At 58.9% G+C, this 14,306-nt stretch carries 14 protein-coding genes; 5 read left to right on the top strand and 9 right to left on the bottom strand.

Features of this window, described 5'->3' with window-relative positions; all coding sequences use genetic code 11:
- The first annotated feature begins 3 nt into the window (after positions 1–3).
- The 5 genes from RDM88_RS00075 to RDM88_RS00055 all read left to right on the top strand — a co-directional run bounded on the left by RDM88_RS00075 (position 4) and on the right by RDM88_RS00055 (position 4,674).
- Positions 4–771, top strand: coding sequence for a DUF4405 domain-containing protein (locus RDM88_RS00075; RefSeq protein WP_308751922.1), 768 nt, complete (start codon positions 4–6; stop codon positions 769–771).
- Positions 695–1,549, top strand: coding sequence for a flavodoxin (locus RDM88_RS00070; RefSeq protein WP_308751920.1), 855 nt, complete (start codon positions 695–697; stop codon positions 1,547–1,549). Before RDM88_RS00075 ends, RDM88_RS00070 begins: the two co-directional genes overlap by 77 nt.
- Positions 1,527–1,937: a flavodoxin gene (locus RDM88_RS00065; RefSeq protein ID WP_308751918.1), complete on the top strand. Its 411-nt coding sequence runs from the start codon at positions 1,527–1,529 to the stop codon at positions 1,935–1,937. Before RDM88_RS00070 ends, RDM88_RS00065 begins: the two co-directional genes overlap by 23 nt.
- A gap of 109 nt (positions 1,938–2,046) precedes the next feature.
- Positions 2,047–2,739: a cyclophilin-like fold protein gene (locus tag RDM88_RS00060; protein WP_308751916.1), complete on the top strand. Its 693-nt coding sequence runs from the start codon at positions 2,047–2,049 to the stop codon at positions 2,737–2,739.
- Between the two features lie 1,032 nt (positions 2,740–3,771).
- Positions 3,772–4,674, top strand: coding sequence for a site-specific integrase (locus tag RDM88_RS00055; protein ID WP_308751913.1), 903 nt, complete (start codon positions 3,772–3,774; stop codon positions 4,672–4,674).
- Positions 4,675–4,964: 290 nt separating this feature from the next.
- Here RDM88_RS00055 and RDM88_RS00050 read toward each other — a convergent pair whose 3' ends face one another.
- From RDM88_RS00050 to RDM88_RS00005, 9 genes are all read right to left on the bottom strand, one after another.
- Positions 4,965–5,225: a helix-turn-helix transcriptional regulator gene (locus RDM88_RS00050; protein ID WP_308752028.1), complete on the bottom strand. Its 261-nt coding sequence runs from the start codon at positions 5,223–5,225 to the stop codon at positions 4,965–4,967.
- A gap of 236 nt (positions 5,226–5,461) precedes the next feature.
- Positions 5,462–6,859, bottom strand: a complete 1,398-nt coding sequence (locus RDM88_RS00040) for a tryptophanase (protein WP_308751909.1) — start codon at positions 6,857–6,859, stop codon at positions 5,462–5,464.
- 77 nt (positions 6,860–6,936) lie between these two features.
- A complete protein-coding gene (locus tag RDM88_RS00035; protein WP_308751907.1) occupies positions 6,937–7,539 on the bottom strand; it encodes a flavin prenyltransferase UbiX in 603 nt (200 codons plus the stop codon).
- A gap of 57 nt (positions 7,540–7,596) precedes the next feature.
- Complete coding sequence (locus RDM88_RS00030; RefSeq protein WP_308751905.1) at positions 7,597–8,568, bottom strand: FAD binding domain-containing protein; 972 nt, start codon at positions 8,566–8,568, stop codon at positions 7,597–7,599.
- Between the two features lie 82 nt (positions 8,569–8,650).
- A complete protein-coding gene (locus RDM88_RS00025) occupies positions 8,651–9,127 on the bottom strand; it encodes a 2Fe-2S iron-sulfur cluster-binding protein (RefSeq protein ID WP_308751903.1) in 477 nt (158 codons plus the stop codon).
- Complete coding sequence (locus RDM88_RS00020; protein ID WP_308751901.1) at positions 9,124–11,412, bottom strand: xanthine dehydrogenase family protein molybdopterin-binding subunit; 2,289 nt, start codon at positions 11,410–11,412, stop codon at positions 9,124–9,126. Before RDM88_RS00020 ends, RDM88_RS00025 begins: the two co-directional genes overlap by 4 nt.
- Positions 11,413–11,435: 23 nt before the next feature.
- On the bottom strand, positions 11,436–12,644 hold the full coding sequence (locus tag RDM88_RS00015; RefSeq protein WP_308751899.1) for an electron transfer flavoprotein subunit alpha: 1,209 nt from the start codon (positions 12,642–12,644) through the stop codon (positions 11,436–11,438).
- Positions 12,645–12,656: 12 nt separating this feature from the next.
- On the bottom strand, positions 12,657–13,451 hold the full coding sequence (locus RDM88_RS00010) for an electron transfer flavoprotein subunit beta/FixA family protein (RefSeq protein ID WP_308751897.1): 795 nt from the start codon (positions 13,449–13,451) through the stop codon (positions 12,657–12,659).
- A gap of 14 nt (positions 13,452–13,465) precedes the next feature.
- On the bottom strand, positions 13,466–14,306 hold an 841-nt coding region (locus tag RDM88_RS00005; protein WP_308751895.1), incomplete at its 5' end, for an FAD-binding oxidoreductase.

Genomic DNA, 14,306 nt, shown 5'->3' with positions numbered 1-14,306 from the left:
CTGTTGAAAACAAAAGCTATCGTAAAGATGGTCCTAGACGCCGCCATGACGCTGGCGCTGCTCGTTCTGATGGGCTATCAATTCTTCGGGCAGGCGGCGCACGAATGGGTAGGCGCGGGTATGTTCGCGCTGTTTTTCGCGCACAACCTTCTGAACTTCGGTTGGTATAGAAACCTCTTTAAGGGCCGCTACACGCCGATGCGTGTCCTGACAGTCAGCGTCAATCTGCTTGTGCTGGCCGCCATGCTGACGCAAATGTATAGCGGCATCGTCATGAGCCGCCATGTGTTCGCGTTCCTCCCCATCGACGGAGGCATGATGCTGGCGCGGCGGCTCCACATCCTTGGCGCCTATTGGGGCTATGCGTTGTTGAGCCTGCATCTGGGGCTGCACTGGGGTATGTTCCTCGGCATGGCGAAAAAACGCTTCGGCCAGGCGAAGCCGTCGAAGGCGGCATCATCCTCTCTTTTTTTTGCCGGTTTGGTCATCGCGGTCTACGGCCTGTATGCGCTCTTCCAGCGGGATTTGCCGTCTTATATGCTGCTGCAAAACGAATTTGTGTTCATGGACTTTGAGGAACCGAAGCTCCTGTTTTATCTCGATTACCTCTCGATCATGGGGCTTTTCGTCTTTCTCGGACACGTACTTTCCAAGGCCTGCAAAAAGCTGGCCAATCATCCCAAGGAGGTGCCACATGAAAAAAGCTGCCGCAATTCTGATTTGCCTGAGCACGCTGATTTGTCTTACCGCGTGCGGAAATCAGACGTCTAAACCGTCGATTCCAGCGCAATCCTCAGGGTCGGAGAGCGCCGCGCCCCAATCATCATCGGAAGCAGCGGTCGTGTCTTCATCCCCGCAAAGCGCCGTTTCCGCGCCGTCGGACGCCGCCAGCCAGCAGTCCGAAAGCGCAGCTTCCACTCCTTCCGCAGAAGCTGCCCCAGCTCCTTCTGAAAGCTCCATCCCGGATTTGCCCACTGAGCAGGAGCAGCCCGACGGCAAGACGCTGATCGCCTACTTTACCTGGGCGGAAAATACCCAAGTGGAGGACCCTGCTTCAATCGATGTGGACGCCACTGCGTCCGCAAGTGTTCTGCTCCCCGGCAACGCCGCAAAACTGGCGGGCTGGATTCAGCAGGAAATCGGCGGGGATCTATTTTCGATTGTCGTGACCGAGCCATACTCCAGCGATTACGACGAATGTCTGGACCGGGCCGCCGATGAAAAGGCGGCAAACGCCCGGCCAAAACTTACGCACCGCGTGGAGAACATCGACGACTACGACACCGTGTTCATCGGCTATCCCAACTGGTGGTACAGCTGTCCTATGGCGATTTTGAGCTTTATCGAAGAGAACGATCTTTCTGGGAAAACCATCGTCCTGTTTTGCACCCACGGCACGGGAGGGCTTGCCAGCAGTGTGCAGGATATTACCGCGGCGCTGCCGGAGGACTGCACCGTGATCGACAACGTCATCGGCGTGTACCGTCCAGAGGTTGACTCCGCGCGGCCCGCCGTTCAAGCGTGGCTTGCTGAACTCCATTTATCTTAATGCTTTTGCGCATCTGAAAGGATCAACGTATGAAAAGAACGATTTTCGCTTGTTTGTCATGCCTGACGCTTTTACTGACGGCAGCTTGTTCCGGTCAGACTCGAATGGAGGACTCTTCCATAGCACAATCTTTGGATTTCCCAACTGGTGGTACGATATGCCGATGCCCGTATACAGTTTTTTGGAGGCATATGACTTTTCCGGCAAGACGGTCATCCCCTTTGCGACAAGCGCCAGCAGCGGGTTTTCCAACACGATCGCATCCATTCAGGAATTGCTGCCCGATGCGAATGTCATAAAAAATGGGCTGCATATACCCATGAGAGAAGTCGCGGCAGCACAGCCGGAAGTAGAAAAGTGGCTTGGTGAGTTGGAATTAGTCTCTTGAAATCAAGTTTTGTAAGCCGTGTCGTCGCTTGCGAAAATCTTCATAAGCAGACCGGAGCAGACCGGACCCAGCTATCTATTTAACTTAATGAAGCGAAAGGATTTTGAGAATGAAAAAATATTTATTGCTGATCACAATGCTGGTTTGCGTCTCCATTGTTTTCACAGCGTGTTCTTCCAGCAACAATTCAAAGCCTGTCGGGAATGATGGAGCCAATACCTCCTCAGTCCTATCTTCCGAAGCAGCAGAAGATGATGGGGATGTGCTTTTGGACATCTCTTCCGAAGCAGCAGAAGATGATGGAAAAGTGCCTTTGGACATCTCCTCTGAAGTACCGGATGAAGATGCCCCCAGCCAGACTTCCGCTCCTGATCAAGCAACTCAAGTAACCAGCACGGGGACATACCCTGACGGAAGCGCCCCCACATTCAGCGGCGTCAAGTTGAAGCTGACTGTAAACGGCACAGAGGAGGTCGTCATTGCAATGTATGACAACACTGCGGTCGACGCCTTTCTGGAGCGCCTTCCCATGACTGACCTGTCATTCTATGACTTGTCAGGGATTGAAAAGCCCGCGCAAACCCCAGATGAGCCGCTCTCCATCGGCGAGGAGCAGCCCGGATACGATCCGATTACCGGAGAAATGGTGATCTATCGCCCGTGGGGGAATTTTACGATCTTCTACGGCGATTTCAGGCACTCAGACGAACTGGTGCCTTTGGGTATTGTGGAAACCGGGCTTGAAGTGATTTCCGGGCAGACGGAAGATTTTTCAGGTGTGCTTGAGGTTATGGAAAGCTGACGGCTTACGGCAACTCAGCGGAGCAGTCGTTGGACTCGTCAAAAACTTAAATCCGTGAGATGAAGAAAGAGTTTTCCGTCACATACTGACGGCCTGCGGGTTAACCACCAGTGGCTATTAGTTGCCGAAGCAAGTATTGCATTTCTGCATACTATATATTGTGTATTTTTTTTAAATTATTATATTTTTTTATATATATTGATTTTATCACTTGACAATGCCATTATTATGCCATATACTGTGTTTACAGTGTTTTTTGAATCCTTCGGTGGATTCCTCAGTTGGCGGCTTCGGTGCCGCCGTTAATGGATTGTTGCTAGGCGCAGTACCCCATACAAGTGGGCGTACTGTGCCTTTTTCACAGGTTTTCAATTGAATTTGCGGTTTTCAGACCACAATACAGCTCAGGCCCTGATCAGTGTGTAACTCATTGATCAGGGCCTTTTTGCGTTTAGCCAGCAACTTTTGGCACAATCTCCCGCGCGCGTTGCGCGCGTGTCCCCCGGCCGAGGCCAAAGGCCCGGGTAGAGGGAGAAAAGGATAAGCATTCTAACGGGACAGCAGACAGGCCTCCCCGCACGGGACGATGCGGAGGATCCAGGCACGGAATTCGTCCAGAGAGCTTTGGCAGGCTCCCGCAGCAGAACACCCACACACCTGTCGCCGGTGGGTGTTCTGCTTTCGCAATCCGGCGGCAGAAGAACGCCTGTGAGCGCAAGCCTGCACCGCTATGGCGGCATCGCGTTCGCCGTGGAGTTCGTATGCTCCGGCCTTTTATAAAAGGCTTTCGCGGCATCCATTGCTGAACACGAATCTATTTCTAAACGAGACGGTTTGGAATCCCGGAGGACTTCGGAGGAAAGCATCGAGCCGGAAGTCTCCCAAAAGCCGGTTGGAATGCGGTTTTTACTTCTTTCGCTGACCATCCCCGGCGGGGTTCTTTTCTCTCCCTGAAACAGAAAAACGGTCGAAACGCCGCCATTTTCCAGTGGGCGAACTGCGCCTCCAAGGCAGAACATTTGGAGGATTATCATGTTGAATAAAGGCATCTATCTCAATCTGCTGTCCCAATTTGATAAACTCTCTTCCCATAACCGGCAGGGGAGCTACAAGACCAAGGCCCGGTATGCCGAGGCGTTCAAGCGGTTCCTCGCTTATCTCGCGGAGGAATACCGGCTGGAAAAGCTGGCAAATATCGCGCCAAAGCACCTTTTCTCCTATGTGGACCATCTTTCGGAAAAAGGATTATCGGCGGCCTACATCAAGACCGAACTGTCGGCCATCCGGTTCTTTCACGACCAGATCGCGGGCGCGAAATATACCCTGCCCAATAACGCCGTATTGGACTTGAAGCGGCGGCGGTTCGGCGGGGTGGACCGCACCTGGGGCTCACCGGAATTTAATCGTTTTTTAGCAAGAGCATCCAAGTTAGATCACAACGATTATATTGCCATCCTCTGCCTGGGGCGCTACGCCGCCTTGCGTATCCATGAGTGTTTCCGGCTTGACACTGCCGCCGCGGAAAAGGCACTGACAGTAGGAATGCTCACCGTCAAAGGCAAGGGCGGGCTCGTGCGGGAGGTGCCGATCAACGACAGCATCCGAATCATGCTGAGAGACATCCTGAAGGTCACTCCGCGCGGGCAAAAACTGTTTGTCGCCCCGGACGACAAGACTCATCTGGCAATTCACCGACTGGAAGCGTTCATCAACTATCACAAAGCCGAAATGCAGGAAGTCGGTTCCACCCGGCCCATGACTTTTCACGGACTCCGGCATACCTGCGCGGCGGAATGGTACGACGGTTTTATCCGGCAGGGCTTTACGGAATTGGAGGCCCGCAAGAAGGTGTCCAAGTTGCTTGGCCACACCAGGGACGATGTCACGCGTATCTATCTGGCCTCCCGATTTAACGGTGGAAGCGAAGGGGATTGAGTGCGTCGGAATAGGACAAATCGCTCCCCGCATACCCTGTGACGAGGGGGCGGCAAAAATGAAGCGAAACCAGATTCAGCATGTACGGATTCATTTTGTTCCCTCCCCGGATGGAAAGTCCATCGCGGAGCGGGCGAATCAGTACCATCTCCAACTCATTGAGCGGAGGTTGAATGAATCCGCGCTGTCCCCCATGCAAAAAACAGAGGTTTTGACACGTATCATACAACTTCTATCATCCAATCTCTAAAAGGCAGGCCGCGGTTCGTTTTTGAATCGCGGCCTGCCTTTTACTCTTTCAACATCTTTTCCGCCCTCAACCGGGTGGAGGGATGTGGAATCGTCTTTCCCTGTTCCCAGAGGCGAAGTGTCGTTTCCGCCACGCCAAGCTGAACAGCGAGCTGTTTTTGAGTAAGATGCCTTTTGCTGCGGTAATCCTGTAGCGTCTGACTGAAAGCCTTTTGGATGTCTGGTAAGTGACCCCAGGGTCTCTTACCACAGGGCAACAAAACTGTCGTTTCCACCTCCAAATCCAGGTCAAAAAGCTCCATATCAGCCCTGAAACCGGCGATTGTTTCCATCTCCCGGGAGGGGGCAATCGCCCGTTGCAGGGAACAAAATTGTTCGTGATGATCGCGATCAGGCGTTCCCGCGGCGAATCGATGATTCGGCAGCCCGTGATGCCCGCCGCGTTGCATCCAAAGCCCATGCACAGGAATGGCACCAATTCTGTATGCGGAAACGGACGGAAAGGAGGCGGCGTTCCGCGCCGCCTCCTTTCCGTATTTCAGCCGTCAATCGGGGTCAAGTGGGCCTGGAAGTGCCGCAGAATGGGCGGTTCCCAAGTAATTCTATAGCCGCGTTTAATCTCATGCGCACGGGCCTTGATCGCAATAAGCGCTTCCGCCATGATGTCAAAATGCGCCTGGGTGTAGACGCGGCGCGGAATCGCGAGCCTTGTGAATTCAAAGTCTGCATGCAGCTGTTTTCCGGTGTCGGGGTCGTTTCCGAGCATGTAGGAACCGATATCGCAGGCACGAATGCCCGCCTCTTTATAGAGTTCAATGCTGAGAACCTGCCCCGGGAACTCATAATAGGGAATCTGCGGGAACATGGCCGCCGCATCAACAAATACGCCGTGCCCGCCGACCGGTGCCTGATAGGCGATGCCAGCGTCGTCCAGTCGGGCGGCGAGGTACTCCATCTGCCCAATGCGGTAGCGCAGATAATCCTCATCGATTCCCTCACGCATGCCGATCGCCAGCGCCTCCAAATCGCGTCCAGCCAGTCCGCCATAGGTGATAAACCCCTCGTAGCTGATGCAGTTGGCACGTATCTTCATAACAAGGTCGGCATTCTCCTTAGGATCGCGGACACCGATCAGGCCGCCCATATTGACGATGCCGTCCTTTTTGGCGGACATCGTAAACAGATCCGCGAAGGAAAACATTTTGTGTACGATCTCTTTGATGGACATTCCCTTACACGCCTCTTCATCACGTTTGACGAAGTAGGCGTTCTCCGCGTAGCGCGCCGCGTCGATGTCCAGCGGGATATGGTACTTTTTGCAGACTGCGGAGACCTCCTCCATATTCTGGAGGGAAACAGGCTGACCGCCCGCCGAATTGTTGGTGATCGTCATGACGACCAGCCCGATACGTTCCGGGCCGTATTCCTTGATAAGCCTTTCCAGTCTGGCCACATCCATATTTCCCTTGAACTTGCAGCGGTGGGAGGGATCCTTTGCCTCCTCGACGACGCAGTCAATGGCACGCGCGCCCGCCAGCTCGACATGTGCGCGGGTCGTATCAAAAAACATGTTGGAAATTGCAAACTGCCCCTCGTGCAGGAACGCCGGGAAGAGTACCTTTTCCGCCGCGCGCCCCTGGTGGACTGGCTGGATATACTCGTAGCCGAACAACTCCTGCGCCGTTTCCACCAGCCGGTAGTAACTGCGTGCGCCGGCATAGGCCTCGTCTCCATTCATCACTCCCGCCCACTGCTCCGCGCTCATCGCATTGGTGCCCGAGTCGGTCAACAGATCAATGTAGACATCCTCGCCCCGAAGATTGAACATGTTGTAATGCGCCGCCGCGATCTTTTCCTCCCGTTCCTCCCGGGTGGTCATCCTGATCGTCTCCACCATTTTGATTCGGAAGGGCTCCGGAATGTACTTGATTGACATTGCTTTTCCTCCTTATGATGATACCCCGGTCATCTCATCGACTGGCGGACGGTATTTGATACAGGATATGTTCTCGTCTATTCCATTCCCCGCCATCGGGCCGGACACTCTTCCCGAATACCAAGCTGGTCAAGCAGGCGGGTGACGAAAAAATCCACAAGCTCGTCCACGGAATGCGGACGATGATAAAAGGCCGGGCTCGCGGGGACCAAAATAACACCCAGCCGGGAAAGCGTAAGCATGTTTTCCAGATGGATGGTGTTATAAGGGGCCTCCCGCGGAACTAGAAGCAGCGGGAGACGCTCCTTAAGCATCACGTCCGCCGCACGTTCCAGCAGGTTGTGGGACGCCCCGTGCGCAATTGAGGAGAGGGTCCCCATCGAACAGGGCAGCACGATCATCCCGTCGGAATGAAACGATCCGCTGGCGATGTCCGCGCCAACCGCATGGATGGGATAGACGCGCAGCAATTCCTCCGGCGCGCCGCACCGCTCTCGCAGGCAGCGTTCCAGCGCCTCCGGTGTCCCGGCCTCCCAGTCCCGTTCCTCACGGGAAACCATCCGGCCCGCGTCGGTGACGCAAAGGCGCACCTCGTGTCCCTTTTGCGTCAGCCGCGCAATAAGCCGTTCGGCATAGACCGTTCCGCTCGCACCGGTCACACCCACAATGTAACGCCCCATACGACTCTCCCCCTCTGAACATGACCTGTCCCCCGCGCCGTACCGGAGCACCTCCGGTCATTTCTGGCCGCACGCCTCCGCCGCTGCTTTGACGGCGCGCAGGAACACCTCCCCGCCCATCTCCGTCCGCACGGCGCCGTTGACGCGTGTGTCCCGGAAGGGCGCGACCGCGTGGCGGAGCGCTGGCAGTACCCGAGGCGCCGCCTGCGGCAGTGCCTCTGCCGCAAGCCCGATGAGCAGTTCTCCCGCCTCCGGGATTTCCTGTGGCATCACGCCGGCGGAACCCAGGACCGCCCTCAGGGAAGATACCCTGCCGTTCCGTTCGCACAGCGACACCGCACAGCTGATCAGCGGGAAATCGAAGGAACCGCGCAGTGTCTTTCGTTCGTAGGCGCTGCTGCTTCCCTCCCGAAGGGGCGGCAGCCTGACGCCGGTCAGGACGTCTCCCGGACACAGGTTCTTCTTCCCCGCGCGCAGATAAAGCTCACCGAGCAGAAACTCCCGCCGCACGTCGCCGTTCTGCACCACCGCGGACGCGCCCAGCGCCATCAGCGCAGGGGCCGCATCCGACTGGAAAAGCGCGACGCACTCCGGGCTTTTGCGGTACTGAAAGCACTGGTCCCCACCCAGCTTGAAGCAGCGGTTCAGCTGCGACCAGTGGACCGACTGGTTGAAGTACATACACCGGTTCTCCTGCAGGATATTCCCGCCGAGCGTCGCCCGGTTGCGTATCTGGAGCGAGGCCGCCTCCCCCGCCGCGCGGGTGAGCGCGGCGTAACCGGCAAGCAGCGGATGGCCGGGAATCTCCGAAAGCCGTACCCCCGCGCCGATCAGGACACCTCCATCCGGCAGCTCCTGTACCTTGGAGAGCTCCGAGATCCCGTCGATCGAGCAGAGCAGCGCGCGCGATTCGATCTTCTGATTGAGCCGGGGGATCAGATCGGTCCCCCCCGCGACAAGGCCCGCCCCGGGATGCTCCATCAGGAACCGGCTGACGGCCGCAACTGAATCCATCTTGACAACTTCCATCGAAAGCCCCCTTTCCGCCGCTGCGCGCCGGCTGTCATTGGTTTCCCCGCCCTGCGCAGAAAATCCGGCGGGAACCGTCCGTCTACGGCTTTGGCAGCCTCTCCGAGGCGAGACGGACCGCATCGAGGATCTGTGCGTACCCGGTGCACCTGCAGAGATTGCCCGAAAGCGCCTCCCGGACGCAGTATTCATCCGGGTGGGGGTCGCTGTCGAGCAGCGCCTTTGCGGACATGATCATCCCGGGCGTGCAATATCCGCACTGCACCGCCCCCGCGTCCAAAAACGCCTGCTGGATGGGATGCAGAGCGTCCCCCTCCCGGAGCCCTTCAATCGTCTCCACCGACCTGCCGTCTGCCTGCAGCGCGAGCATGATGCAGGAGTAAACCGCCCTGCCGTCCAACAGGACGGTGCACGCGCCGCACTCCCCCGCGCCGCACGCGCGTTTGGTCCCCGTCAGATGCCGGAAACCGCGCAGATAGTCAATCAGCAGCAGGTCGGAGGGGATATCGTCCTCATACCGCTCCCCATTGACCCAGATGTGCAAACGAAAGCTGCTCACAGCCCATCCTCCTTTTTTTCACCGGCCCGCACCCGCTGTTGTTCCAGCTTTTTTTGCCGGATTCTTACCGGGGTGATCGGAATTTCCCGGAACCGGACGCCGCAGGCGTTATAGATCGCGTTGGCGACCGCAGGGGCCACCGCGATGATCGGAGGTTCCCCAATTCCCTTCGCACCGTAGGGTCCGAAGGGATCGTTCGTCTCCACAAACGTGCCTAGGATCTCCGGCATCTCCCAGACGGTCGGCGCCTTGTATTCCAGCAGCGTGTTCGCGGCATAGACCCCATGCTCATTGGGCGCGAGGTCCTCGAGCGTCGTAAAGCCGACCGCCTGCATCACGCCACCGTAGATCTGTCCGAGCGCCATCTGGGTATTGACGACCCGCCCGACATCGTGAACCGACACGATCCGGTCGATCGTGAAGTTCCCGTTTTCAGCGACGGTGACCTCTGCCATCTGCACGCCGAACGGATAGGTTGGGGCGAGGTGCCCATACCCCGTGCGGTCCCCCGTCACCGTGTGGGGCTCAAAGGAACCGAAACCGATAACAGGCCGGCCGCTGAGCCGGTAGCTCACCTTTTCCATCGCCTCCGGAAGCGTCATCAGCGGTTCTCCACCGTTTTCGCCGACGACCTTGCCGTCTTCGATCGCAACCGGTCCCATTCCGAGCCGTTCGCGCAAAACCGTGAGGATCTGCTCCTTGGCGTCGCGACAGGCAAACAACACCGAATTTCCAATATTCGTCGTCAGCTTGCTGCCGTTGGTCCCCGTGGAGAAGGGGGCGAGGTCGGTGTCGCCCATCACCACATAGACCTCCTGCGGGTCAACGCCGAACTCCTCCGCCACAATCTGAGCGACCACCGTGCAGATGCCCTGCCCGATCTCCGATTCGCCCACATAGGCGGTGACCCTGCCTACGCTGTCCACCCGGACCATCGCGCTGCTACCGGAAAATTCCGGCGCACCCGCGCGGCTGCTGTTCGCGTGCACCAGCGCCGCGACTCCGATCCCCTTCCCGGGCGTGGGATTCCGGCGCTTTTCCTCCCAGCCGATCAGCTCCTTTGCCTTTTCCATACACGCTTCGAGCCCGCACGAACTGATCTGGAAACCGTGGATGCTCGTCTCACCCGGACGGATAAAATTTTTCAGGCGTAGTTCGGTCGGGTCCATTGCCAGCTTTTCCGCGAGCTCGTCGAGCAGCGACTCCTGCGCGAAGTGCATCTGCGGATTGCCGAAGCCGCGGTAGGAGGAGGTCGGCGTGCGGTTGGTATAGAGCCCGTGCGCCTCGACGTGGGTGCTGCGGAAGTGGTAGTTGGTGTCGGCACGCATGCTCGCGATTGCGGTGACCGCGTCGCTGTCGCTGGAAAACGCGCCGAAATCGGTGAGCAGCCTGGATTTTTTACTCAAAAGGTTTCCCTCCCGGTCCGCCGCGATCGACACTTCGATCTCCATCCCCACGGACGGACGGGTCGCGAGGAATTCCTCCAGCCGGGTGTTCGTGAGCTTCACCGGTCTGCGGCAGGCCACCGCCAGCAGCGCCGCCAGAATCGGCGTGATCTGCTCGTTTCGCGCGCCGAACGCTCCGCCGATCTGCATGGTGCGCACCACGACATCCTTTTCCGGCACGCCGGTAATTTTGGCGAGCTCGTGTCTCGTATGGAACCACACCTGCGATGCGCAGTAGACGGTCAGCTTCCCCAGCTCGTAGACCGCCGTCGCGCTGTTCGGCTCAAGATGCACCTGATGCAGCGACGGGAACACATATTTCCCGCTGACCACGACGTCCGCCCGCGCGAAATCCGCCTCCACATCGCCGCGGGTGACCACAAGCGGCATCGCGACGTTGTCCGGCTTGTCGTCGCGGACAAGACGCGCTCCCGTATCCGCCTCCTGAAGCTGCGCCACCGGCTCCTTTGGGCGGTACTCCACCTCGATCAGCCCCAGCGCCCGCTCGGCGGTACGCTCGTCGTCCGCAGCTACAATTGCCACGATGTCTCCGATATAGCGCACCTCGCCGTCAGCCAGGACCCACGTATCCCCCGTCCGGTGATAGCATTTGTTGTTTTTGACATCCCGCGCGGTCAGCACGGCGCGCACGCCGGGAAGCGCCCGAGCCTTTTCCGTGTCCAGCCGGACGATCTCCGCGTGGGAATAGGCGCTGTGCAGCGCCTTTCCGCAAAGCATACCCGGTAGGAACAGGTCGTCGCTGAAGAGGGCCTTTCCGGTTACCTTTTCTGCGCCGTCTACCCGACGGACGCCTTTCCCAATGACATTGAGCGGTTTCAATCCTGTCACCTCCGTACGGCCCGTCAGACCGCTTCCCGCTGTTTTGCCCGCAGGACGGCCTTTGTCAGCCGCGGAAGGATCTCCATGACGTCCCCCACGATTCCTATGTCGGCGATCTGAAAAATCGCGGCATCCGGGTCCTTGTTGATCGCCACGATCAGATCGGCGTTTTCCATGCCGACCATGTGCTGGATCGCCCCGGAAATCCCCGCCGCGATATAGAGCTTGGGCGTAACGACCTTCCCCGTCTGCCCCACCTGCTGCGCGTGCGGCGCGTAACCAGCGTCGACCGCACAGCGGCTCGCGCCCGCGCAGCCGCCAAGCGCCTCCGCCAGCTCCTCTACCAGTGCGTATTCCTCCCTGCTCTTAAAACCCGCCCCGCCCGAAACAATAATTTCAGCGTCCTCGAGGTGCAGTTTCCCCTTTGGAAAGTCAAAGGCCTTTACAATCTGGCTTTTAAAGTCATATTTAGATGTGTCGACCGGCGCTTCCACGATCTCCCCGCTGTGTGGGGCTTCTGGCAGCTCTTTTCTGAAAACCTTCGGGCGTACCGTTGCCATCTGGGGACGGTGGTTGGGACAGAGGATCGTCGCCATGACGTTTCCGCCAAAGGCCGGCCGCGTCTGACGCAGCAGCTTCGTCTCCGGGTCGATCTCGAGCTTCGTGCAGTCCGCCGTAAGCCCCGTGTGCAGTTTTGCCGCCACGCGCGGAGCCAACGAACGCCCAAAGGTGCTCGCACCGTAGAGCACGACCGCGGGGCGGCGGCGGAAGATCTCATCCGCCAGCAGCCGCGCATAAATTTCCTCGTCGGGCATCGCGAGGGCGGGCGCGTCTAGCAGGTAGACGCGGTCCGCGCCGTAGGCGATCAGCTCCTGCGCGGCAGTGCGCATCCCGGAACCGACCGCCACCGCCGACAGCGGTTCCCCCATCTCCCGCGCGAGTTCGCGCGCCCGGGTCAGCAGCTCGAACGCCGTGCCATCGATCGTTCCCTGCCACTGCTCCGTATAGACCCAGATCCCGTGGTAATCGCCCAGATCCGCCTGCGCGGAGCGCGCCGCCTCCACGCGGATAGCGTCCGCCGGGCATTCGCCAGCACACGCCCCGCAGAGGGTGCATTTGTCGCAGTCCACACGAGGAAGTTCCCCCTCCATGCGCAGAGCTCCGAACGGGCAGGCGCCCGCGCACGCGCCGCAGCCGACGCACCGGCCCGCGTCAATGATCAACTCAGCCATATCGTTCCCTCCTCACTGTGCAGACACGAGCTTCGCTTCCGCCAGCAGCCGCAGCAGCTCCTCCACCTGTTCGTCCGTCCCTCCGGATAGCATCCGGCCGCCCTTTTTCCGTTCAGGGGAGAATATCTTCACCACCTGTGTTGGAGAACCTGCGAGCGAGATACTTCCCTCTTCCACATCCACATCCGCCGCCGTCATCAGCTCACATTCCATATACATCGCCCGCACCATGTCCCTGAGGGCGGGCAGCCTCGGCTCGTTGATCCCCTTGTTGACCGTCAGCACAGCGGGCAGCCGGACCTCGGCCCGGATTCCAGCAAAATCCATCGTTCGTTCCACGAGTGCTCGCCCGTCCGAAATATTCTGGACCCGGGCCACATAGGTCAGGCAGCCGATCCCGAGATGCTCGGCAAGCTCCGCGGGCACCTGTGCCGTGTCTCCATCCGCCGCCTGCTTTCCGCAGAGAATCAGATCGGGCACGCCCAGCCGCCGGATCCCGGCCGCAAGGGTGTAGGAGGTGGCCAGCGTGTCGGAGCCCGCGAAGGCGCGGTCGCTCAGCAGCACAGCCCGGTCGGCGCCCATCGCCATCGTGTATTTGAGCGCTTCCGCAGCCTGTCGGGGACCCATGCTCAATACCGTCACAGTGCCGCCGAACCGCTCCCGCAGGGAGAGCGCCTCTTCGACCGCGTACAGGTCATAGGCATTGATGACGCTCGGCACGCCCTCGCGCACCAGGTTGTTCGTCTTGGGGTCGATCTTGACCTGCGTGGTGTTGGGAACCTGTTTTACCAATACGATGATCTTCACTGCTCCACCCCCGTTCATTCGTTGATAAAGAAGCTGCCGCCGAAGTCGGCATCGGTAAACGAGCGCAGCCTGTTGACGTCGAAAATTGAGAAATCAAAGGAGGGGGCTTCGCCGGTGAGCTCCTGTGAAATGACCTCCCCCAGCGCGGGTGCCAGCTTGAAGCTGTGCCCGCTTCCGCCGACTGCCAGATAAAATCCCTCCGGTCCGTCCGCGAGAAAACCGACGCCGGGGTTCCAGTCGGGGGTGCGCAGGTCGAGCGCGCCAAACGCCGTCTGCAACCGATAGCCCGCGATAAAGGGCATCCGTTTGACGAGATGTTCATAGTACTTGCCAATACGGTCAAAGGGGGCGTCCATATAATAGGTCTCCGGCACGATCTCCCGGTCGGGCAGATCCTGGTCCATACCGATCAGCACCGTTCCACCGCTCTCAGGACGCAGGAAGAAGAGAAATTCCTCCCGGCTCGCGTCGTTGATCGTCAGGATGTTCGTCTCAAACGGCTCGTCCGGGATGAGTACCCCGTGCCCGAGGCTCATATACCTCAGTGGCAGTTCGACCCCGGCCATCCGGTTGATTGCAACCGCGCCGATCCCGGCCGCGTTGACGACCAGCGGCGCCGCGATCGTCCCCCTGTTGGTGACGACTCCCGTGACCCGGCCTTTTTCGATCAGGATGTCCTGCACCTCCGCCCCGCAGCGGATGTCCACGCCCAGTTCGCGTGCACGTTCCGCATAGCCGACCGCCACCTTGTAGGGGTCGGCATAACCCGCGTCATGGTCATACAACCCGACGCCCACTCCTTCGGGATCGATCGCTCCCTTTGGGTGGAGCCTGCGAAGTTCCTCCGAACTCTCA

The organism is uncultured Anaerotruncus sp. (assembly GCF_902490045.1).
Classification (GTDB): domain Bacteria; phylum Bacillota; class Clostridia; order Oscillospirales; family Ruminococcaceae; genus Anaerotruncus.
This window is presented reverse-complemented; position numbering and strand designations above follow the sequence as displayed.